Origin of the sequence: Microbacterium lacticum (assembly GCF_006716815.1) — a bacterium.
GTDB lineage: Bacteria > Actinomycetota > Actinomycetes > Actinomycetales > Microbacteriaceae > Microbacterium > Microbacterium lacticum.
This window is the reverse complement of sequence record NZ_VFPS01000002.1, coordinates 107721-127515: the sequence shown is the minus strand read 5'-3', so window position 1 is coordinate 127515 and position 19795 is coordinate 107721. Positions and strand designations below refer to the sequence as shown.

General features: G+C 70.6%; 18 protein-coding genes, 1 tRNA gene and 1 pseudogene. 11 read left to right on the top strand and 9 right to left on the bottom strand.

Annotated elements, in window-relative coordinates; genetic code table 11:
- Positions 1–8: 8 nt before the first annotated feature.
- From cysS to FHX68_RS06270, 3 genes are all read left to right on the top strand, one after another.
- The gene (gene cysS / locus FHX68_RS06280) at positions 9–1412 is read left to right on the top strand and encodes a cysteine--tRNA ligase (RefSeq protein WP_141380480.1); all 1404 of its coding nucleotides are present in this window, start codon (positions 9–11) and stop codon (positions 1410–1412) included.
- Positions 1405–2397, top strand: coding sequence for a 23S rRNA (guanosine(2251)-2'-O)-methyltransferase RlmB (gene rlmB / locus FHX68_RS06275; protein ID WP_141380479.1), 993 nt, complete (start codon positions 1405–1407; stop codon positions 2395–2397). Before cysS ends, rlmB begins: the two co-directional genes overlap by 8 nt.
- 85 nt (positions 2398–2482) lie before the next feature.
- Positions 2483–3121: an NAD(P)-dependent oxidoreductase gene (locus FHX68_RS06270; protein WP_141380478.1), complete on the top strand. Its 639-nt coding sequence runs from the start codon at positions 2483–2485 to the stop codon at positions 3119–3121.
- A 31-nt stretch (positions 3122–3152) separates the two neighbouring features.
- Here the strand turns inward: FHX68_RS06270 and FHX68_RS06265 are convergent, their stop codons facing one another.
- Both FHX68_RS06265 and FHX68_RS06260 read right to left on the bottom strand, forming a co-directional pair.
- Positions 3153–4460 carry a DUF4032 domain-containing protein gene (locus tag FHX68_RS06265; protein ID WP_141380477.1) on the bottom strand — a complete coding sequence of 436 codons (1308 nt, stop codon included), beginning with the start codon at positions 4458–4460 and terminating at the stop codon, positions 3153–3155.
- Between the two features lie 87 nt (positions 4461–4547).
- Positions 4548–5648, bottom strand: a complete 1101-nt coding sequence (locus FHX68_RS06260; RefSeq protein WP_141380476.1) for an ABC transporter ATP-binding protein — start codon at positions 5646–5648, stop codon at positions 4548–4550.
- A gap of 242 nt (positions 5649–5890) precedes the next feature.
- Here FHX68_RS06260 and FHX68_RS06255 point away from each other — a divergent pair, with 242 nt between their 5' ends.
- From FHX68_RS06255 to FHX68_RS06245, 3 genes are all read left to right on the top strand, one after another.
- Entirely contained in the window at positions 5891–6886 is a 996-nt protein-coding gene (locus FHX68_RS06255; RefSeq protein ID WP_141380475.1) for a thioredoxin domain-containing protein, read from the top strand.
- Positions 6887–6935: 49 nt separating this feature from the next.
- A tRNA-Thr gene (locus tag FHX68_RS06250) sits at positions 6936–7008 on the top strand.
- Positions 7009–7195: 187 nt separating this feature from the next.
- A complete protein-coding gene (locus FHX68_RS06245) occupies positions 7196–8158 on the top strand; it encodes a DMT family transporter (RefSeq protein WP_141380474.1) in 963 nt (320 codons plus the stop codon).
- 316 nt (positions 8159–8474) lie between these two features.
- Here FHX68_RS06245 and FHX68_RS06240 read toward each other — a convergent pair.
- Together FHX68_RS06240 and msrB are read right to left on the bottom strand one after the other, a co-directional pair.
- Positions 8475–9023: pseudogene (locus FHX68_RS06240) on the bottom strand (nitroreductase family protein); the annotation flags it as partial.
- Positions 9020–9421, bottom strand: a complete 402-nt coding sequence (msrB, locus tag FHX68_RS06235; protein ID WP_141380473.1) for a peptide-methionine (R)-S-oxide reductase MsrB — start codon at positions 9419–9421, stop codon at positions 9020–9022. The pseudogene FHX68_RS06240 and the gene msrB, both read right to left, overlap by 4 nt.
- 141 nt (positions 9422–9562) lie before the next feature.
- Between msrB and FHX68_RS06230 the strand changes: the two genes are divergently transcribed.
- The 4 genes from FHX68_RS06230 (at position 9563) to groL (ending at position 12618) form a co-directional block, all read left to right on the top strand.
- Entirely contained in the window at positions 9563–9871 is a 309-nt protein-coding gene (locus FHX68_RS06230; protein WP_141380472.1) for a DUF3263 domain-containing protein, read from the top strand.
- Positions 9872–9880: 9 nt separating this feature from the next.
- The gene (locus tag FHX68_RS06225) at positions 9881–10477 is read left to right on the top strand and encodes a LytR C-terminal domain-containing protein (RefSeq protein ID WP_141380471.1); all 597 of its coding nucleotides are present in this window, start codon (positions 9881–9883) and stop codon (positions 10475–10477) included.
- A 172-nt stretch (positions 10478–10649) separates the two neighbouring features.
- Entirely contained in the window at positions 10650–10853 is a 204-nt protein-coding gene (locus tag FHX68_RS06220; protein WP_141380470.1) for a cold-shock protein, read from the top strand.
- Between the two features lie 145 nt (positions 10854–10998).
- Positions 10999–12618: a chaperonin GroEL gene (gene groL / locus FHX68_RS06215; protein WP_141380469.1), complete on the top strand. Its 1620-nt coding sequence runs from the start codon at positions 10999–11001 to the stop codon at positions 12616–12618.
- 125 nt (positions 12619–12743) lie between these two features.
- On the opposite strand, the gene FHX68_RS06210 is transcribed toward groL, so the two are convergent.
- The 3 genes from FHX68_RS06210 to FHX68_RS06200 all read right to left on the bottom strand — a co-directional run bounded on the left by FHX68_RS06210 (position 12744) and on the right by FHX68_RS06200 (position 15657).
- Complete coding sequence (locus FHX68_RS06210) at positions 12744–13031, bottom strand: WXG100 family type VII secretion target (RefSeq protein WP_141380468.1); 288 nt, start codon at positions 13029–13031, stop codon at positions 12744–12746.
- Between the two features lie 119 nt (positions 13032–13150).
- A complete protein-coding gene (locus FHX68_RS06205) occupies positions 13151–14956 on the bottom strand; it encodes a sensor histidine kinase (RefSeq protein ID WP_141380467.1) in 1806 nt (601 codons plus the stop codon).
- Positions 14957–14964: 8 nt separating this feature from the next.
- Positions 14965–15657 (bottom strand): response regulator transcription factor, encoded by a 693-nt coding sequence (locus FHX68_RS06200; protein ID WP_141380466.1) that lies wholly within the window; start codon positions 15655–15657, stop codon positions 14965–14967.
- A gap of 67 nt (positions 15658–15724) precedes the next feature.
- On the opposite strand from FHX68_RS06200, the gene FHX68_RS06195 reads away from it, so the two are divergent.
- Positions 15725–16756, top strand: coding sequence for a CPBP family intramembrane glutamic endopeptidase (locus tag FHX68_RS06195; RefSeq protein ID WP_229661542.1), 1032 nt, complete (start codon positions 15725–15727; stop codon positions 16754–16756).
- Positions 16757–17066: 310 nt separating this feature from the next.
- On the opposite strand, the gene FHX68_RS06190 is transcribed toward FHX68_RS06195, so the two are convergent.
- Both FHX68_RS06190 and FHX68_RS06185 read right to left on the bottom strand, forming a co-directional pair.
- Positions 17067–18041 (bottom strand): IS481 family transposase, encoded by a 975-nt coding sequence (locus tag FHX68_RS06190; RefSeq protein ID WP_141920115.1) that lies wholly within the window; start codon positions 18039–18041, stop codon positions 17067–17069.
- Positions 18042–18136: 95 nt separating this feature from the next.
- Positions 18137–19780, bottom strand: coding sequence for a DNA repair helicase XPB (locus FHX68_RS06185; RefSeq protein WP_141381061.1), 1644 nt, complete (start codon positions 19778–19780; stop codon positions 18137–18139).
- Between the last annotated feature and the right edge of the window lie 15 nt (positions 19781–19795).

Genomic DNA, 19795 nt, shown 5'->3' with positions numbered 1-19795 from the left:
CTGGTCGGGTGACGGTCAGGTTCTACGACACCCAGGCGCAGGCGCTGCGCGACTTCGCGCCGCTCGACCCGGCGAACGTCACGATGTACGTCTGCGGGCCGACGGTGCAGTCGGGCCCCGGCATCCATCACCTGCGCGCCGCGCTCGCCTTCGACCTGCTGCGGCGGTGGCTCGTGCGACGGTACGGACGGGTCACGTTCGTGCGCAACGTGACCGACATCGACGACAAGGTGCTTGCGAACGGGTCGGCGACCGAGCCGTGGTGGGCGCTCGCCTACCGCATGGAGCGGGAGTTCACGGCGGCGTATTCCGCGATCGGCATCCTTCCGCCGACGTACGAGCCGCGGGCGACCGCGTCGATCCCGCAGATGCAGGAGCTCATCCAGACCCTCATCGACCGCGGTCACGCCTACGCCGCGGGCGGCGACGTCTACTTCGACGTGCGTTCGTGGCCCGCCTACGGCGCGCTCACTCACCAGAGCATCGACGCGATGGAGCCCGCCGCCGATGCGCCGGAGAGCGCCAAGCGCGACCCGCACGACTTCGCGCTGTGGAAGGCCGCGAAGCCCGACGAGCCGGTGGATGCCACGTGGAACTCGCCCTGGGGTCCGGGACGGCCCGGCTGGCACATCGAGTGCTCGGCGATGAGCCGGCGCTACCTGGGGCCGCAGTTCGACATCCACGGCGGCGGGATCGACCTGCGCTTTCCGCACCACGAGAACGAGCTGGCGCAGTCGACGGCGGCGGGCGACCCGTTCGCACGGTACTGGCTGCACAACGGGCTCGTGACGGTCGGCGACCAGAAGATGTCGAAGTCGCTCGGCAACTTCCTGCTCGCCCACGACGTGCTCGCCGAGAACGATCCGCTCGTCGTGCGCTACGCGCTCGCCGCGGCGCACTATCGGTCATCGCTCGAGGTCACCCCGTCGACCTTCACCGAGGCCGAGGCGGCGCTCGGGCGCATCCGCTCGTTCCAGCAGCGCGCGACGCGCGTGCTCGGCACGGCGCTGCCGCTCGTCGCCGCCGACCTGCCGCAGACGTTCGCCGACGCCCTCGACGACGATCTCGGGGTGCCGCAGGCGCTCGCCGTGGTGCACGAGACGGTGCGTGCGGGCAACGCCGCCCTCGACGCGGGCGACCGCGACGCGGCGGCGCGCGCGCTCGTCGAGGTGGGCCGGATGACGGGCATCCTCGGCCTCAACCCCGCCGACCCGCAGTGGCAGGGGAGCGCCGACGACGCCGAGGCGCGGGCGCTCGACGTGCTCGTGCAAGAACTGATCTCCCAGCGCGCCGAGGCGCGCGCGGGCAAGGACTGGGCGGCTGCCGACCGCATCCGCGACGCGATCGCGGATGCCGGCATCGTCCTCGAAGACGGTCCCGACGGGACCCATTGGAGTGTGAACCGTGGCTAAGCCGGGCAACCCCTCAGCGGGCAAGGGCAAGAAGAAGGGCCCCACGAAGGGCACCGGCGGCAACGGCCGTCGCGCCCTCGAGGGTCGGGGGCCGACGCCGAAGGCCGAAGACCGGGCGTGGCACCCGGCCGGCAAGCGCAAGGCGGCCGCCGAGCGCTACGCCGCCGCCGGCGGCAAGGGAAAGCCCGGGCAGCGCCCGGCGGGCTCGCGCGCGCCGAAGGCGAAGTCGGGCGACGACACCGAGAACGTGACGGGGCGCAACTCCGTGCTCGAAGCGCTCCGCGCGAAGATCCCCGCGACGGCGTTCTACATCGCCCAGCGCGTCGAGATGGACGACCGCGTGAAGGAGATGCTGTCGATCGCGACGCAGCGCGGCATCCCGGTGATGGAGGTCACCCGCCCCGAGCTCGACCGCATGGCGGGCTTCGACGGCGTGCACCAGGGCGTCGCCCTCAAGGTGCCCCCGTACGAGTACGCGCACCCGCAGGACCTCCTCGAGGAGATCGTCGACCGCGGCCAGACGCCGCTACTGGTGGCCCTCGACGGGGTCACCGATCCGCGGAACCTCGGGGCCATCATCCGGTCGACGGCCGCCTTCGGCGGTCAGGGGCTCATCATCCCGCAGCGCCGCTCCGCCGGGGTGAACTCCGCCGCCTGGAAGACGAGCGCGGGCGCCGCCGCCCGCATCCCCGTCGCGATGGCGCCGAACCTCACGACGACGCTGAAGGAGCTCAAGAAGCAGGGCGTGTTCGTCCTCGGGCTCGACGGCGGCGGCGAGGTCTCGCTCCCGGCGCTCGAGCTTGCCGACCGTCCCGTCGTGATCGTCGTCGGCTCGGAGGGCAAGGGTCTGTCGCGCCTCGTCACCGAGACGTGCGACCAGATCGTCTCGATCCCGATCTCGTCGGCGACCGAGTCGCTCAACGTGGGCATCGCGGCCTCGGTCGCGCTCTACCAGGTCGCCTCCATCCGCGCCGCGAGTGAGTGATCCGCGCCGCGGGCGGATGATCCCTGCGCGGGAATAGCCCCGCGCGCACCAGACTTGTCACCGGAGAACCCACGAAAGGATGTCCATGTCGAACATCGCTGTCATCGGTGGCACCGGCTACGCCGGCCGCCACATCGTCGCCGAGGCCGCTGGCCGCGGCCACACCGTGCTCTCCGTCGCGCGCAAGGTCGCGGGCGAGCGCGTGCCCGGCGTGACCTACGTCGAGGGAACGCTGCTCGACGTGCCGAGCCTGCTCGCCGAACTGCAGGGCGTGGATGCCGTGGTGGTCGCCGTCGCCCCGCGCGGCGACATGGAGGGCCTCGTGCGCCCGAACATCGAGGCGCTCGCCTCGACGCTGCCGGAGAGCGTGCGCCTCGGCGTCGTCGGCGGCGCCGGCGGCAGCCTCGTCGCCCCGGGGGGTCCGCGCCTGGTCGACAGCGGCTTCCCCGAGGAGTTCAAGGCCGAGGCCCTCGAGATGATCGGCGTGCTCGACGACCTCCAGGCGGAGCAGTCCGACCGCGACTGGTTCTTCATCCACCCGGCCGGCGGTTTCGGCGGCTTCAACCCCGGTGAGCGTCACGGCACCTACCGCGACGGCGGCGACGTGCTCGTCGTCGACGAGAACGGGGACTCGTTCATCTCGGGTGAGGACTTCGCGATCGCCGTCGTCGACGAGATCGAGAACCCGAAGCACTCCCGCGGCCGCTTCACGGTCGGATACTGAGCGTCCGCGAGGGGCTTCGGCCCCTCGCGCCTCAGACGAGGTCGCGCCAGTCGACGTCTTCGGCGTCGTCGTCGAGCGTGCCGATCGGTGCGGTGACGACCGGGATCGACATGGTCTCGGTGGGCGGGCCCATCACGGTCGCCTCGTCGCGGCGGTGGCGCAGCACCGTGTCGATGTACGACGAGAGCACCTCGGCGATGGGCACCGACTGACCGCGCGCCTGCGACATGTACCAGCGGTGCTCGAGCACCTGGTGGAACACCTCGGCGGGCTCGAGCTTGCTGCGCAGATCCCACGGGATCGCCTTGATCACGGGCTCGAACACGCGGGTGAGCCACTCGTGGGCGACCATCTCCTCGTCGGAGCCGAGACGTGAGACGCGGGCGCGGAACTCGTCCATGTCGTTGAGCAGGCGCCGGGCCTGGTTCTCCTCGACATCGAGTCCCGTCAGGCGCAGCAGACGCCGCTGATGGTGCCCGGCATCCACCACCTTCGGCTGGATGGAGACCCGGGTGCCGTCGGCGGTCTGCTCGATCGACATCTCGTCGATGTCGAAGCCGAGGTCGTTGAGGCGCTGCACGCGTTCGGTGATGTGCCAGGCCTCGCCGGCGGGGAACGTCTCCTGGTCGGTGAGCGCGGCCCAGAGCGAGTGGTACGACGACACGATGCCGTCGGCGATGGCCACGGCATCCACACCGCCCTCGAGCCGGCCACCGGCTTCGAGGTCCATGATCTCGCCGGCGATGTTGGTGCGCGCGATGTCGAGGTCGTGCTCGCGCTGACCGCGCGTGAGGCCCGCCTCGTGCAGCTCGCCGGTCTCGGCGTCGACGAGGTACGCGGCGAAGGCGCCCGCGTCGCGGCGGAAGAGCGTGTTCGACAGCGACACGTCGCCCCAGAAGAAGCCGACCGTGTGCAGGCGCACGAGGAGCGCCGCGAGCGCGTCGACGAGACGGCCCGCGGTGTGCGGGCGGAGGGTCTGCGTGAACAGTGCGCGGTAGGGGAGCGAGAACTTCAGGTGCGCGGTCACGAGCGCCGCGGGCAGCGGTTCGCCCTTGGGGGTGCGGCGCCCGTCGATGACGGCGACCCGGCTGACGCACGGCACGTCGAGGCGGGCGAGCATGCCCAGCATCTCGTATTCGCGGCGCGCCATCTCGCCGGTGGTCTCCTTGACCGCGACGACCCGGCCCGAGAGGTTGGCGAAGCGCACGAGGTGGCGGGAGAGGCCCTTGGGCAGCGAGACGATGTGGTCGCTGCGCCACTCGTCGAGCGGGGTCGACCAGGGGAGGGCCAGGAGCCCCGCGTCGATGCTGCTGGCGGTGATGCTGAGGGAGTCGACCACGGGTGCTCGGCTTTCGTCAGGATGCGGCGCGGCGCGGGTGCCCTTGCGAGTCACCCGCGCCGCGTCAGGGTTCGATCAGTCCGTCGATCAGGCGGAGGCGATCGCCTTCTTGGTGAGGCGCTCGCCCGACTCGATGTCGAACGCGTGCACGTGGTGCGGCACCGGGGCCAGCACGACGGTCTCACCCGCGTTGGGGTGGCTGCGGCCGTCGACGCGCGCGACGATGTCGGTGCGCTTGCCGTTGATCTCGGTGTGGCCGTACAGGTAGCCGTCGGCGCCGAGCTCCTCGACGAGGTCGACCGTCACCGAGAGGCCCTGGCCGTCGGCCGGGTTCACGACGATGTCCTCCGGACGCACACCGGCGATGACCTGCGTGGCGTTGGTGGGCTTGTCGATGTCGGCGTCGACGACGGCGCTGCCGAACTGGATGCCGCCGGCCGAGGCCAGGTCGACCGGGAACAGGTTCATCGCGGGCGAGCCGATGAAGCCGGCGACGAACACGTTGTTCGGCTTCTCGTAAAGGTCGCGCGGGGTGCCGACCTGCTGCAGGATGCCGTCCTTGAGCACCGCGATGCGGTCACCCATCGTGAGGGCCTCGGTCTGGTCGTGCGTGACGTAGACCGTGGTGACGCCGAGGCGGCGCTGCAGCGAGGCGATCTGGGTGCGGGTCTGCACGCGCAGCTTCGCGTCGAGGTTCGACAGCGGCTCGTCCATGAGGAACACCTGCGGCTGGCGGACGATGGCGCGACCCATCGCGACGCGCTGACGCTGACCACCCGAGAGGGCCTTGGGCTTGCGCGTCAGGTACTCCTCGAGGTCGAGGAGCTTGGCCGCCTCGAGCACGCGCTGCGCGCGCTCTTCCTTGCCGACGCCGGCGATCTTCAGGGCGAAGCCCATGTTCTCGGCGACCGTCATGTGCGGGTAGAGCGCGTAGTTCTGGAAGACCATCGCGATGTCGCGGTCTTTCGGGGGGATGTCGGTGACGTCGCGGTCGCCGATGAGGATGCGGCCCGAGTTGACCTCTTCGAGGCCGGCGAGCATGCGCAGTGACGTGGACTTTCCGCAGCCGGACGGGCCGACGAGGACCAGGAACTCGCCGTCGGCGACCTCGAGGTTCAGCTTGTCGACCGCGGGGCGCGTGCCGCCCGGGTAGAGACGGGTGGCGTTGTCGAACGTGACGGATGCCATGGTTTTCTTCTCCTTCACCGGCAGGTACGTGCCGGACGATCCGTAGTGATGGAATGAGCGGGGGCTGGCCCGCACACCCGACATTGGGTGCACCTCCCAGTATCGCACGCGGCGGCTCACGGGCGTGCATCTGGGCATTTCCCAGGGTGGGGTTCTAGCATCGGGAGGGTCGCCGTCCCCGGGGCGATGCGCGCTCCGACCAGAGGCCGCCGCGCACCCGCACAGTCTTTCCGAGAGGTTCCATGTCCAGCGACGACTCCACGAATGCGCCGTCCACGGGCGACTCCGCGTCGAGCGAGGTCACGTCGACGGGCTCGACGCCCGCCCCTGTGGGTCGCCGTGAGGCGGTGCGCGAGAAGGCGCAGCAGGTGCACGTGCGTCAGTCGCGGGCTCGGCTCGTGCGCCGGGCCGCCTGGATATCCGCCGCGGTCGTCGTCGTCGCCGCCGTCGCCGTGGTCGTCGGCGTGACCGTGGGCGGGGCGGCGAGCAAGCCGCAGCTCTCACCTGACCGTGCCGATCAGGACGGCTTCGTCGTCACGTCCATCTCGAGTACCGGCAGCGTCGGATCACCGGGCGCCGCCGCGACGCCGACCCCGACGGAGGGGGAGCCGACGCCGTCGCCGACCGTCACGGCATCCACGGCCGCACCGGTGCAGATCCACGTCTACGTCGACTACCTGTCGCCGTCGGCGCGCGAGTGGCAGCTGGCCAACGAGCCGCAGCTGTCGTCGTGGGTCGCCGAGGGCGCCGCGACGCTCACCTACCACCCGGTGACGATGCTCACCGCGAAGTCGAACGGCACGAAGTACTCGCTGCGCGCGGCGAGCGCGGCGGCGTGCGTCGCGACGTATGCCCCGGCATCGTTCTTCCAGTTCAACAGCGACCTGCTCAAGCGTCAGCCGGCGGTCGACTCCGACGGGTTCTCCGACAAGGACCTCGCCGACATCGCCTCCGCCAACGGCACCGGCGACGAGCCGAAGAAGCTGCGGGAGTGCATCGAGACCGAGATGTATGCCTCGTGGGCGAAGGCCGCCACCGAGCGCGCCGTCGCCGGCATCGACGGCACCGACGGCCTGTCGCTGACCGGCAACGCCATGGTCATCGTCAACGGCGAGGCCTACCAGGGCGAGATGACCGACCCCGCGGAGTTCTCGCAGTTCGTGCTCACGAGCGCCAGCGGCAAGAGCGCGAAGAACGCGACGCCTACCCCGACCCCGACTCCTTCGGCCACGCCGTAACTCGGCGCGGCGGCGCACCATGCGCCGCACCGTAGACTGAGGGGGCCTCGCCGGCTTGGCGCAATTGGTAGCGCACCTGTCTTGTAAACAGGGGGTTGCAGGTTCAAGTCCTGTAGCCGGCACCGACTCCCTGTTATCTCCGGCGATGCGCGCGGCGAGGGCGCCGGTCGCCGCGTAGCCTCGGTGTCGTGGACGAGCCGCACCCTTCGACCGAACCCGAGACCATCACCGAAGCGATCTGCATCCTCGGGTACGACTGATCGCGGCCGCACGGAGCGCTGAGCCGCCGCGGGGTTAGGGTGGGTCTTCGTGACCTCTCCCGCCCCTGCACGCCTCCCGGCCGGGGTGGCGCTGACCGGTGCGGTCATCGTCGGCGTCCTGACGGCCCTCCAAGCGCGCATCAACGGCCAGCTCGGGCTGCGGCTGGGTGACGGTTTCGTCGCCGCCGCGATCTCGTTCGGCTCGGGGCTCGTCCTCCTCATCGTCCTGTCCGCGATCCTCCCCGCGGGCCGCCGCGGGTTCGGCCGCCTCCGCGCCGGCATACGAGACCGCACGATCCCGTGGTGGATGCTCGCCGGCGGCGTCGCCGGGGCGTTCACCGTGGCCACGCAGGGTCTCGCCGTCGCGGTCATCGGGGTGTCGCTGTTCACCGTCGGCGTCGTCGCCGGACAGACGATCTCGGGGCTCGTCCTCGACCGCGCCGGCTACGGACCCGCCGGCGTCGTGGCGATCACGGTGCCGCGCCTGATCGGCGGGTTGCTCGCCCTCATCGCCGTCGGCGTCTCCCTGCAGGGCGGCGTGCTCGAACAGGTGCCGTGGTGGATGCTGGTCATGCCGGTCATCGCCGGCGTCGGCATCGCGTGGCAGCAGGCCACCAACGGACGGCTGCGCCAGCGCGTCGGCACGCCCCTCACGGCGACCCTCGTCAACTTCATCGGCGGCACGACGATGCTCGTCATCGCCGCCGCCGTGCACGTGGCCCTCGTCGGCGCGCCGGCCGCGTTCCCCGTCGAGCCGTGGCTGTATCTCGGCGGTGTCATCGGGGTGACCTACATCTTCATGTCGGCGGCCCTCGTCGTGCACACCGGCGTGCTGCTGCTCGGCCTCGGAACCGTCGCCGGGCAGCTCGTGACTGCCTTTGCGCTCGACGCGGTCTGGCCCGCCGCCGCCGCACCCGGGTGGACGACGGAACTGCTCATGGTCGTCATCGCCGGCGCAGGCGTCGTCATCGCCGCGGCGCCGGGCGCCCGCCGCGGGCGCCCGGCGCGCTGAGCCCGCTGCGCGCTGAACCTCAGCCGTCGACCGCGTCGGGCTCCGCCGCCGCGGCCCGCACCCGTGCGCGCTCCGCCTTCACGGCGCGCTTCTCGGCGTGACGGGCGGCCTTCCGCGCCTTGGCGTCGGCGTGACGTGCCTTCTTCTCGGCCTTCGCCGCCTTCTGTGCCCAGTCGACCGGCTGCTGCGCCTTCGCGGCCTTCTTCGCCTGCTTCTTGTCCGCGCGGCGCTGCGCGTCGGCCGCCTTCTGCGCCGCCGCGTGCGCCTGATCGGCCGCGCGCGAGGCGACGAGCTCGTCGGGCAGCGTCGTGACGCCGGGCATCCGTGTCAGATGCGCGCGCGCATCGACGGCCTTCCGGTGGCCCGGCTTCGCGCCGTCGGGCTTGCCGCCGACGTACAGCCACCCGAGCAGATCCTCGTCAGGTCCGAGTCCGTGCGCGGCCGCCACCGCCGCTGTGCGGGTGTATCCGCCGGTGCGCCAGATGACCCCCCACCCGGCCTCGTCGAGCAGCAGGCTCAGCGCGTGCGCGACCCCTGAGGCGACCGCCTCCTGCTCCCAGCGCGGCACCTTGTCGCTCTTCTTGTAACTCGCCACGATCGCGAGGAGGAGCGGCGCGCGCAGCGGTTTCGTCGAGGGCTTGCGGTCACCGGATGCCTCGCCGATCGCCGCGCCCAGCACGAGCCGGTCGTCGCCGCGCAGCTCGATCACCCGCCACGGCCGGAGCGACGAGTGGTCGGCGACGCGACCCGCGGCGGAGAGCAGGGTGACCAGCTCGGCGCGCGTGGGGGAGGCATCCGTCACCTTCGACCACGACCGTCGGGCCCGCACCGCCTCGAGCGCGGGCCGCGGGGACTGGTCGCTCATCCTTCGGGGGTGAACGAGAGCGACAGCGAGTTCATGCAATAGCGGTCGCCGGTGGGTGTGCCGAACCCGTCGGGGAAGACGTGGCCCAGGTGCGAACCGCAGTTCGCGCAGCGCACCTCGGTGCGCACCATGCCGTGACTGCGGTCTTCGATCAGCTCGACCGCCTCGGGCCGCACCGACTCGTAGAAGCTCGGCCAGCCGCAGTGCGAGTCGAACTTGGTGCCCGACTTGAACAGCTCCGCCCCGCACGCCGCGCACGTGTAGAGCCCGGCGCGGCTCTCGTCGAGCAGTTCGCCCGTCCAGGCGCGCTCGGTGCCGGCCTGCCGCAGCACCGCGTACTGCTCCGGGCTGAGCTCTGCCCTCCACTGCTCGTCGGTCTTGTCCACCTCGTATGCCATGACACGTCCCTTCGTCTGCTCTATTCAACCGGAAGGCACGGTGTTGTGTTCCGTTCGATGCGGTGAACGGATGCCTCGGCGATGCGGATCCGTACGAGTGGCGATCCCGGCATCCGGCGCACACGCGCGTAGCCTCGAATCGTGCCCCTCTCCGACCGCGATCGCAGCCTGCTCGACTTCGAGGCGCGCTGGAACGGGCACGGCGCGGCGAAGGAGGAGGCGATCCGCCGCGAGCTCGCGTTGTCGCCGGCGCGCTACTACCAGCTGCTCGAGCGGGTCATCGACGAACAGGATGCCGCGGCGCACGACGCCCTGCTCGTCCACCGCCTGCGGCGCCTGCGCGACGAGCGCGCCCGCGAGCGCGCGCGCCGGTCGGCCGTGCCGCACGCGGCGACGGCGCCGGGCCTCGGCAGCGCGGGCGGAGCCGTTCGCACAGGCACGGCCCGGTAGCATTCTCTGGTGCCCAAGACCTCGCCGACGAAGGACCGCTTCGACGACCTTCCCGCCGACCGTGGCCGCGTCGGAGCCCACCGCGCCGAGAACCCCCGCATCCGTGGCGGTCTCGTGCTGCTCTGGTCGGTGATCGCGACCGTCGTGCTCGTGGCGCTCGGCGTGTTCGGCACGATGCTCGCGACCGGCCGCATCTCGCTCGCGCCTTCGCCCGAGCCGACGGTGAGCGTCGTCCCGACCGCCGAACCGGTGATCGACACCTCCTTCTCGGTGCTCGTGCTCAACGCGACGCCGCAGAGCGGCCTCGCCGCCGCGACGCGCGACACGGTGATCGCGGCGGGGTGGCCGGCCGACTCCGTCATCGACAGCGACGCCACCACCGACGACTTCCCCGAGACGACGATCTACTACGCCTTCCCTCAGGACGAGGGCGCCGCGCGCGGTCTCGCGCAGGCGATCGGCGGCGCCGTCGTGCAGCTCAGCGACGCCTATCAGCCGGCCGACGACCCCGACACCGCCGACGTCGACGAGAGCGCCGCGAAGCAGCTCGTCATCGTCCTGGGCCTCGACCGCACCGACGCAGGCCAGCCCGCCGCAACCCCCTGAACGCCGGGCGGCGAGCTGGCCGGGAACCCGCGACGGGCGGGTCCGCCCGAGGATGTGTTTCGCGCGTGTGAACTCTTCGGTGCGCGTGTGTCAACAGTTGCCGGGGCGGCGCTTCAGAGGCATCCGCGCTGGTTAGTCTGGCGAAGTCCCACCGCAACATCAGGAGTTCGACATGGCACACGGCACCGTCAAGTGGTTCAACGCCGAAAAGGGGTTCGGCTTCATCACCGTCGACGACGGTCAGGATGTCTTCGTGCACTACTCCAACATCGACATGTCCGGTTTCCGGGTGCTCGAAGAGGGTCAGGCCGTCGAGTTCACCGTCGGCGCCGGGCAGAAGGGCCCCCAGGCCGAATCGGTGCGCGTCGTCGCCTGAACCCGCCGCTTCGGTCGCTCCGCGGCGGCCCGGTCATCCCTCCGACCGGCTTGCACTGGTCATGCCCGAGTGCCAGAATGAGTTAGCACTCCATCATTGTGAGTGCTAAAGACTCATCCTCACGTCCGGGAGGGACGACACACTTATGGCAAAGATCATCGCTTTCGACGAGGAGGCCCGCCGCGGCCTCGAGCGCGGCCTGAACATCCTGGCCGACGCCGTCAAGGTGACCCTCGGCCCCCGTGGCCGCAACGTCGTGCTCGAGAAGAAGTGGGGCGCCCCCACGATCACGAACGACGGCGTCTCGATCGCCAAGGAGATCGAGCTCGACGAGCCGTTCGAGAAGATCGGCGCCGAGCTCGTCAAGGAGGTCGCCAAGAAGACCGACGACGTCGCCGGTGACGGCACCACCACCGCGACGGTGCTGGCTCAGGCGCTCGTGCGCGAGGGCCTGCGCAACGTCGCCGCCGGCTCCGACCCCATCTCGCTGAAGAAGGGCATCGAGAAGGCCGTCAAGGCCATCTCCGACGAGCTGCTCGCCTCGGCCAAGGAGGTCGAGACGAAGGAGGAGATCGCCGCCACGGCATCCATCTCCGCCGCAGACCCCGAGATCGGCGAGCTGATCGCCGAGGCGATCGACAAGGTCGGCAAGGAGGGCGTGGTCACCGTCGAGGAGTCCAACACCTTCGGCACCGAGCTCGAGCTCACCGAGGGCATGCGCTTCGACAAGGGCTACATCAACCCTTACTTCGTCACCGACCCGGAGCGTCAGGAAGCGGTCTTCGAAGACCCGTACATCCTCATCGCGAACCAGAAGATCTCGAACATCAAGGACCTTCTGCCGATCGTCGACAAGGTGATCCAGGAGGGCAAGGAGCTCGTCATCATCGCCGAGGACGTCGAAGGCGAAGCCCTCGCGACCCTGGTGCTGAACAAGATCCGCGGCATCTTCAAGTCGGTCGCCGTCAAGGCCCCCGGCTTCGGCGACCGTCGCAAGGCGCAGCTGCAGGACATCGCGATCCTCACCGGCGGCCAGGTCATCACCGATGAGGTCGGCCTCAAGCTCGAGAACGCCACGACCGACCTGCTCGGCAAGGCGCGCAAGGTCATCGTCACCAAGGACGAGACCACGATCGTCGAGGGTGCCGGCGACCCCGCGCAGATCGCGGGTCGCGTGGCCCAGATCAAGCGCGAGATCGAGAACACCGACAGCGACTACGACCGTGAGAAGCTGCAGGAGCGCCTCGCCAAGCTCGCCGGCGGCGTCGCCGTCATCAAGGCGGGCGCGGCCACCGAGGTCGAGCTGAAGGAGCGCAAGCACCGCATCGAGGACGCCGTCCGCAACGCGAAGGCGGCCGTCGAGGAGGGCATCGTCCCCGGTGGTGGCGTCGCGCTCATCCAGTCGGGCCAGAAGGTCTTCGGCACGCTCGAGCTCTCGGGCGACGAGGCGACCGGCGCGAACATCGTCAAGGTCGCCATCGAGGCGCCGCTCAAGCAGATCGCCCTCAACGCCGGTCTCGAGCCGGGCGTCGTCGCGAACAAGGTGGCCGACCTCCCCGCCGGCCACGGCCTGAACGCCGCGACCGGTGAGTACGTCGACATGTTCGCCGCGGGCATCATCGACCCGGCGAAGGTCACCCGTTCGGCGCTGCAGAACGCCGCGTCGATCGCGGGCCTGTTCCTCACGACCGAGGCGGTCGTCGCGGACAAGCCCGAGAAGGCTCCGCTGCCGGCCGGTGACCCCACCGGCGGCATGGACTTCTGAGTCTGACGCGGCATCTCTGACGGAAGGGCCCCTCTTCGGAGGGGCCCTTTCGCGTGCCCGGTGGGGTGCGGGCGGGCCGGGATGCGGGGCGGTTCGGCGGCTTGGGGACGGGAGCGGGGCCGGCGTCAGCGGAACAGGCCCGCCGCGGCGACCTCCGTCTGGGCGTATTGGTTGCCGGCGTGGGCGAGGGCGACGCCGATGTCGCCGAGCGACGCCTCGAGCTCCCGCTGCGTGACCCGCCAGCGGTCGATGACCGACTGGAATGCGGCGGCGGCGGAGCCCGTCCACGCGCCCTGCAGCTGGGTCAGCTGCCCGAGCATCGCCGCCGTCTCGCCCTGCAGGCGGTCGGCGGTGGCGCGGATGGCGCTCGTGGCGGAGAGGACGGCGTCGGAATCGACGGAGAAGGCGGTCATGAGCGGGTTCCCTTCGGATCGGATGCCCGCAACGCTAGGCGCCGCACCGTGCGCGCAAGAGCGGAAACCGCGGATCGGTGGACAGAGCGCCCGATCGGCCGTCTGGGGAGGAGGCGGCGTCAGCCCCGGTCGGGGTCGGTCGCGTCGGCGCCCGCGTCGGCGCCCGTCGCGGTGTCGGGGGCGATGTCGCCCGCGGCGTCGGTGTCTGCGGCGGGGAGGCGCCGCAGCGGCTGCGTCTGGATGAGCAGGTGCTCGACCGCGGCCCGGCCCTGCACCAGCGGGAAGGCGACGCGGAAGGTGGCGCCGCCGCCGGGGGTGTCGGTCACCTCGATCGATCCGTGCAGCGCTTCGACCACGGATGCCACGATCGACAGTCCGAGGCCCGAGCCCCCGGTCTCGCGCGTGCGCGACGTGTCGGCGCGCCAGAACCGCTGGAAGATCTTCTCGCGTAGCTGCTCGGGCACTCCCTCGCCGTGGTCGACGACGGCGATCCAGCCCATCCCGGCCTCGTCGTCGACGCCGGTGGCGAGCTCGATCGGGGTGCCGGCGGGCGTGTAGCGGCGGGCGTTGCCGAGCAGGTTGGCGACGACCTGGCGGATGCGGTTCTCATCGCCGAGCACGATCGGGTCGCGCGGGGGCGCCGTGCGCACGGACTGCTCGGGCACCTCGCGCATGTCGTCGACGGAGGGCTTCGGCCGCCGACGCAGCAGCGACCGGGTGGCGTCTGCGATACTGCCGCGGCGCACGGCCCCGGTGGTCGCCGTCGTGGTCGGTGCCGGCTCGGTCGGCGCGGCGGCGGGGGCCGGCGGCGTGGCATCCACGACCGTCACCGCGCGCTCGGGGGAGGTGGCCCGCGCGTCGAGCGCGGCGTCGCGCGCGATCGGGCGCAGGTCGACGGCCGTCACGACGATGTCGCGCCGCTCGTCGAGGCGGGCGAGGGCGAGGAGGTCTTCGACGAGGCCGCCCATCCGGATCGCCTCCTTCTCGATCCGCTCCATCGACTGCGCCGTCTGCTCGTCGCCCGAGATGGCGCCCATGCGGTAGAGCTCCGCATAGCCGCGGACGGTGACGAGCGGGGTGCGCAGCTCGTGGCTCGCGTCGCCGATGAACCGGCGCATTTGCTGCACGGTGGCGTCGCGCTGGCCGAGGGCCTGGTCGATGCGGTCGAGCATCGCGTTGATCGCGGTCTTCAGGCGCCCCACCTCGGTGCCGGGGGAGATGTCGCCCATGCGCTGGCTGAGGTCGCCGGCGGCGATCGACATGGCGGTGTCCTCGACCTGGCCGAGGCTGCGGAACGCCAGCGTGACGAGCCAGCGCGTCGCGAGGGCGCCGGCGAGGATCGTCAGGAGCGCGAGGATCGTGTAGATGCCGATGTAGTTGGCGACGGTCTGGTTGACGCCCGAGAGGGGGAGCGCGACCATCTGCGTGTAGTTGTCCATCACCCCGTCGATCGGCGGCAGGAAGTCGGCGCTCGCATGGAAGCGGCCCGACCCGTCGTCGGCCTCGAGCTCGAGGATCTGGCTGAGGTTCGACAGCGTCTGCTCGAGCGTGAACGTCTCGGGGAAGGCGGGGGCGGGGCCCGAACCGCCCGCGCTCGCGATGAACTTGCCGTCGGGGCCGTAGACCGCGACGAAGTACTGCGTGGCCGTCGTTCCCGCCTCCGCGAAATGCGGCACCCCGTCGATGACTTCGACGCTCATCAGGGTCGAGGCGACGTCGGTGGGGGCGAGCTGCAGCAGGTACTGGTCGAGCGCGGCGATCTGCGCGTTCCGCAGGAACACCCCGGTGCCGAGCCCCGCCGCGAGCAGCCCCACCGCGAGCACCGCGACGGTGACGCCGGTGACCTTCGCGCGCAGGCTGGTGCCCCGCCACCACGAGGTGACGCGGTCACCACGGCGGGCGTGGGCGGCGTGGACGGATGCCATGAGGCCGTTCAGGCCGTCTTGCCGGCCTTCAGCATGTAGCCGAAGCCGCGCTTGGTCTGGATGAGGGGCTCGGACGAATACGGGTCGATCTTGCGGCGGAGGTAGGAGATGTAGCTCTCGACGATGCCGGCGTCGCCGTTGAAGTCGTACTCCCAGACGTGGTCGAGGATCTGCGCCTTGCTGAGCACGCGGTTGGGGTTGAGCATGAGGTAGCGCAGCAGCTTGAACTCGGTGGGGGAGAGATCGATCGACACGTCGCCGACCATCACGTCGTGCGTGTCCTGATCCATCGTCAGCTCACCCGCCTTGATGGTCGACTCCTCGTCGGCCTGCATCGTGCGGCGCAGGATCGCCTGCAGGCGCGCGACGATCTCGTCGAGCGAGAACGGCTTCGTCACGTAGTCGTCGCCGCCGGCGTTGAGGCCCTCGATCTTGTCCTCGGTCTCGTCCTTGGCGGTCAGGAAGAGGATCGGGGCGGTGTAGCCGGCCCCGCGGAGGCGCTTGGTGACGCTGAACCCGTTCATGTCCGGGAGCATCACATCGAGGATGATGAGGTCGGGCTCTTCTTCGAGCACGGCGGAGATCGTCTGCGCGCCGTTGCTGACGGCGCGCACCTGGTAGCCGGCGAAGCGCAGGCTCGTCACCAGCAGGTCACGGATGTTCGGCTCGTCGTCGACAACGAGGATGCGTGGTGCAGTCATAGCCCCATCCTGGCACCGGATGCCATGGGGATGCTGGATATCCGCTCCGGTGGCCCATCATGAGAGGGTGAAGATTCCCCCCGCCGCCGCGCCGACGCCCGTCCCGTACCCCGCGCCCGCCGCGCCGCCGGCGCCGCCGGCGCCGCCGAAGCTGCCGCGCGATGCCATCGAGGGCGGGCTCGCGTTCCACCGGCTCATCTTCGCGCGGCGCCGCAATGGGTGGTGGACGCCGCTCGCGGTCGGCGCGCTCGGCATCGTCTTCTACCTCGTGATGCTCGTCGTCGTGCTCGTCTTCATGATCATCGCGGCGATGGGTGACCCGACCTTCCTCGACCGCATGCTGGTGCTGACCGAGAACCCCTCCTTCGACCTCGGTGACCCGGTCATGCTGGTGTTCCTGCTCGCCACGATCGTGCTGATGCTGCCGGCGTACTGGCTCGCCTCGCTCATCGTGAACGGCAAGCGCGTCGGGCTCATCTCCTCGGCGGCCGGCCGCTTGCGGTGGCGCTGGATGCTGCTGTGCACCGGTATCGCGATCGTGGTGTCGGCGGTGCTGACCGGAGTCTCGTTCCTCGTGCCGGGGGCGTCAGGTGACGCGGGCGACGGTGGTGCGAACCCGCTCTGGTGGGTGTCGCTGATCATCATCCTGCTGCTCGTGCCGCTGCAGTCGGCGGCGGAGGAGTACGTCTTCCGCGGGTACCTCATGCAGGCGATCGGGCGGTGGCTGCGCCACCCCGCGTTCGCGATCCTGCTGCCCGTGCCGCTGTTCGTGATGGGGCATCTCTACGACCTGCTCGGTCAGCTCAGCGTGGGATTGTTCGCCGTGGCCGCGGGGTGGCTCACGTGGCGCACCGGCGGGCTGGAGTCGGCGATCGCCCTGCACGTCGTCAACAACCTGACCGGCTTCCTGCTCTCGCTCGGCGCGGGGTCGGACCCGACCGAGTCGTCGACCGGGTGGGTGAGCTTCCTCTGGTCATTCCTGCTCATCGGCGGGTACGTCGCCCTCGTCGAGTGGGTGCTGCACCGGCGCGCCGCGCGCGGCCGCGCGCTCCCGCGCACCCTCGTGCTCACGCCGCCCGTCGCCGCCCCTCTGGTGTAGCTCACCAGCCGTCGGAGACGTGGTGCGGGTGTGGCCTGGGGCGCACCACGAGGTGACACCAGCACCACCGGTCCGACGGGTGGTGACGGAGGTTCCGGGCTGCCGCTGGTCGCCGTGGCCTGAGGTCCGCCGCCGGGCCGCAGGGACGCCGGTCGCCGCCCGGCCGGCGCCGCGCCACCGCTCGGCCATCGCCGCGGCGGGTGGGGCGCCAGGAGTCGGAGACGTGGTGCGGGTGTGCACTGGGGTGCACCACGAGGTGACACCAGCACCACCGGTCCGACGGATGGTGACAGAGACCCCGGCGGGGCAGCTAGGTGTACTGACCTCGACCGTTGTTGATTCGGTCGATGGGGGTGCGGCCTCCGATGCCGAGGTGGTGCCTGTCTAGGTTGTAGTAGTCGAGCCAGGTCGTCAACCCTGCTTTTCGGTCGTCGTTCGAGCTCCAGGGGCGGGCGTAGGCCCACTCGGTGGCGAGGGTGCGGTTGAGGCGTTCGACTTTCCCGTTGGTCCAGGGGCAGTGCGGTTTGATGAACCGCTGTCGGATGCCGTGCGCGTCGACCACGGCCTTGAACGCGGCCGAGTGGCGGTAAGCGAACGCGTTGTCGCTGATGACGCGTTCGACTGTGACGCCGAGGCGCGCGTAGAACGCGATCGCGCGGTCGAGGACGCCCGCCGCGGTGGTGCCTTTCTCGTCGTCGTGGATCTCCGCGTAAGCAACTCGGGAATGGTCGTCGATGACGGTGTGCACGTAGTCGTAACCCAGGCCCCGCTTGCGCGCAGGACGTTGCCCGCGGCCATGCAGACGCCATCCGCCGCCGTCGGGGATACGGCCGAGTTTCTTCACATCAACGTGGATCAGGGACCCGGGATGATCATGCTCGTAACGCTGCGCGGATCGGCGGGTCGCGCGGATCACGGACCCCGTGACCGGGTCCAGCTCCCGCAGCAACGGCACGTGGTGGCGGCGCAACACCCTACCGACCGTTGAGGCCTGCAAGCCGAGCTTGTCAGCGATGAACACCGGCCCACGCCGAGTGAGGTGCCGCATGATCCGCACCCTCGCCTCCACGCACGCTTTGGTCTGGCGAGGGTGGGAGCGGGCGACGCTGGAACGATCGATCAGGCCCGCCGGGCCGCACTCCCGGAACCTGCGCCACCACCGCCACGCGGTCGTGCGGGAGATCCCCATTTCCGCGGCAACATGCGCGACCGCACGCCCCGACTGGATGCGCTGAACCATGATCAACCGGCCGGCCGGAGTCAGCCGGGCATTAGCGTGAGACAAGAGAGACCTCCGTGCGTTTGAGCTGAAGAACTTAGACAGCTCCAACTCGACCCCGGAGGTCTCTCCTACGTCAACAACGATCTGGGTCAGTACAGCTAGGCGGCGGCGAGGCCGTCGGCGTCGAGGATGGTGTAGCTGTAGCCCTGCTCGGCGAGGAAGCGCTGGCGGTTCTGGGCGAAGTCCTGGTCGACCGTGTCGCGGGCGATGAGGGTGTAGAAGCTCGCCGTGTGGCCGCTCTGCTTGGGGCGGAGCAGCCGACCGAGTCGCTGCGCCTCCTCCTGCCGCGATCCGAACGATCCCGACACCTGGATGGCGACGGATGCCTCGGGGAGGTCGATCGAGAAGTTCGCGACCTTCGAGACGACGAGCACCGGGATGCGTCCCTCGCGGAACGCGCCGTACAGCTCCTCGCGCTCGTCGACCGGCGTCGCGCCGGTGATCTGCGGCGCGCCGAGCGCGTCGGACAGGATGTCGATCTGATCGAGGTACTGCCCGATCACGAGGATCTGCTCGCCCGCGTGCCGAGCCACGAGATCCTTCACGACGCCGATCTTCGCGTGCGCCGTGGCGGCGAGCCGGTAGCGCTCGTCGTCCGCGGCGGCGGCGTACTCCATGCGGTCGCCCGCCGGCAGGTCGACCCGCACCTCGTAGCAGACGGCCGGGGAGATGAAGCCCTGCGCCTCGATCTCCTTCCACGGCGCGTCGAAGCGCTTCGGCCCGATCAGGCTGAACACGTCGCCTTCGCGGCCGTCTTCGCGCACGAGCGTCGCGGTGAGCCCGAGGCGCCGCCGCGCCTGCAGGTCGGCGGTCAGCTTGAACACCGGCGCGGGCAGCAGATGCACCTCGTCGTAGACGATGAGGCCCCAGTCGAGGGCATCGAGCAGCGCCAGGTGCGCGTACTCGCCCTTCCGCTTCGCGGTGAGGATCTGGTACGTCGCGATCGTGACCGGCTTGACCTCCTTGACCTGCCCGGAGTATTCGCCGATCTCCTCGGGCGTGAGCGAGGTGCGCTTGAGCAGCTCGTCGCGCCACTGCCGCGCGCTCACGGTGTTGGTCACGAGGATCAGCGTCGTCGTCTTCGTGTCGGCCATCGCCGCCGCGCCGACGAGCGTCTTGCCCGCGCCGCAGGGGAGCACCACGACGCCCGACCCACCCTCGCTGAAAATGTCGACGGCCTTCCGCTGATAGGGCCGCAGCGTCCAGCCGTCCTCGGCGAGCTCGATCTCGTGCGGCGTGCCGGGGGTGTAGCCGGCGTGGTCTTCGGCGGGCCAGCCGACCTTGAGCAGCTCCTGCTTGATGTGGCCGCGCGCCCAGGCATCCACCGTGAAGACGCCGGGGGAGGGATGCCCCGTGAGAAGCGGCTGGATGCGCTTGTTCTTCGCGACCTCGGCGAGCACCGCGGTGTCGGTCGCGCGGAGGATGAGCGTGCCCTCCTCGTCGCGCTCGATGACGAGGCGGCCGTAGCGGTTCACCGTCTCGCGGATGTCGATCGAGACGGATGCCGGCACGGGGAAGCGCGACCAGCGATCGAGCGTCGTGAGCATGTCGTCGGCGGAATGTCCCGCCGCGCGGGCGTTCCAGAGGCCCAGCCGGGTGATCCGGTAGGTGTGGATGTGCTCAGGGGCGCGCTCGAGTTCGGCGAAGATCGCGAGTTCGTGACGCGCGCTCTCGGCGTCGGGGTGAGCCACTTCGAGCAGCACCGTGCGGTCGCTCTGCACGATCAGGGGTCCGTCAGCCATAGCGGACCAGTCTAC

Bases quoted from the DNA above. Each gene is read 5' to 3' on its own strand.
- FHX68_RS06185 (WP_141381061.1), bottom strand. From the start codon at position 19,780: ATGGCTGACGGACCCCTGATCGTGCAGAGCGACCGCACGGTGCTGCTC.
- FHX68_RS06220 (WP_141380470.1), top strand. From the start codon at position 10,650: ATGGCACACGGCACCGTCAAGTGGTTCAACGCCGAAAAGGGGTTCGGC.
- FHX68_RS06210 (WP_141380468.1), bottom strand. From the start codon at position 13,031: ATGACCGCCTTCTCCGTCGATTCCGACGCCGTCCTCTCCGCCACGAGC.
- msrB (WP_141380473.1), bottom strand. From the start codon at position 9,421: ATGGCATACGAGGTGGACAAGACCGACGAGCAGTGGAGGGCAGAGCTC.
- FHX68_RS06255 (WP_141380475.1), top strand. From the start codon at position 5,891: ATGTCCAGCGACGACTCCACGAATGCGCCGTCCACGGGCGACTCCGCG.
- FHX68_RS06270 (WP_141380478.1), top strand. From the start codon at position 2,483: ATGTCGAACATCGCTGTCATCGGTGGCACCGGCTACGCCGGCCGCCAC.
- FHX68_RS06205 (WP_141380467.1), bottom strand. From the start codon at position 14,956: ATGGCATCCGTCCACGCCGCCCACGCCCGCCGTGGTGACCGCGTCACC.
- FHX68_RS06260 (WP_141380476.1), bottom strand. From the start codon at position 5,648: ATGGCATCCGTCACGTTCGACAACGCCACCCGTCTCTACCCGGGCGGC.
- groL (WP_141380469.1), top strand. From the start codon at position 10,999: ATGGCAAAGATCATCGCTTTCGACGAGGAGGCCCGCCGCGGCCTCGAG.
- FHX68_RS06200 (WP_141380466.1), bottom strand. From the start codon at position 15,657: ATGACTGCACCACGCATCCTCGTTGTCGACGACGAGCCGAACATCCGT.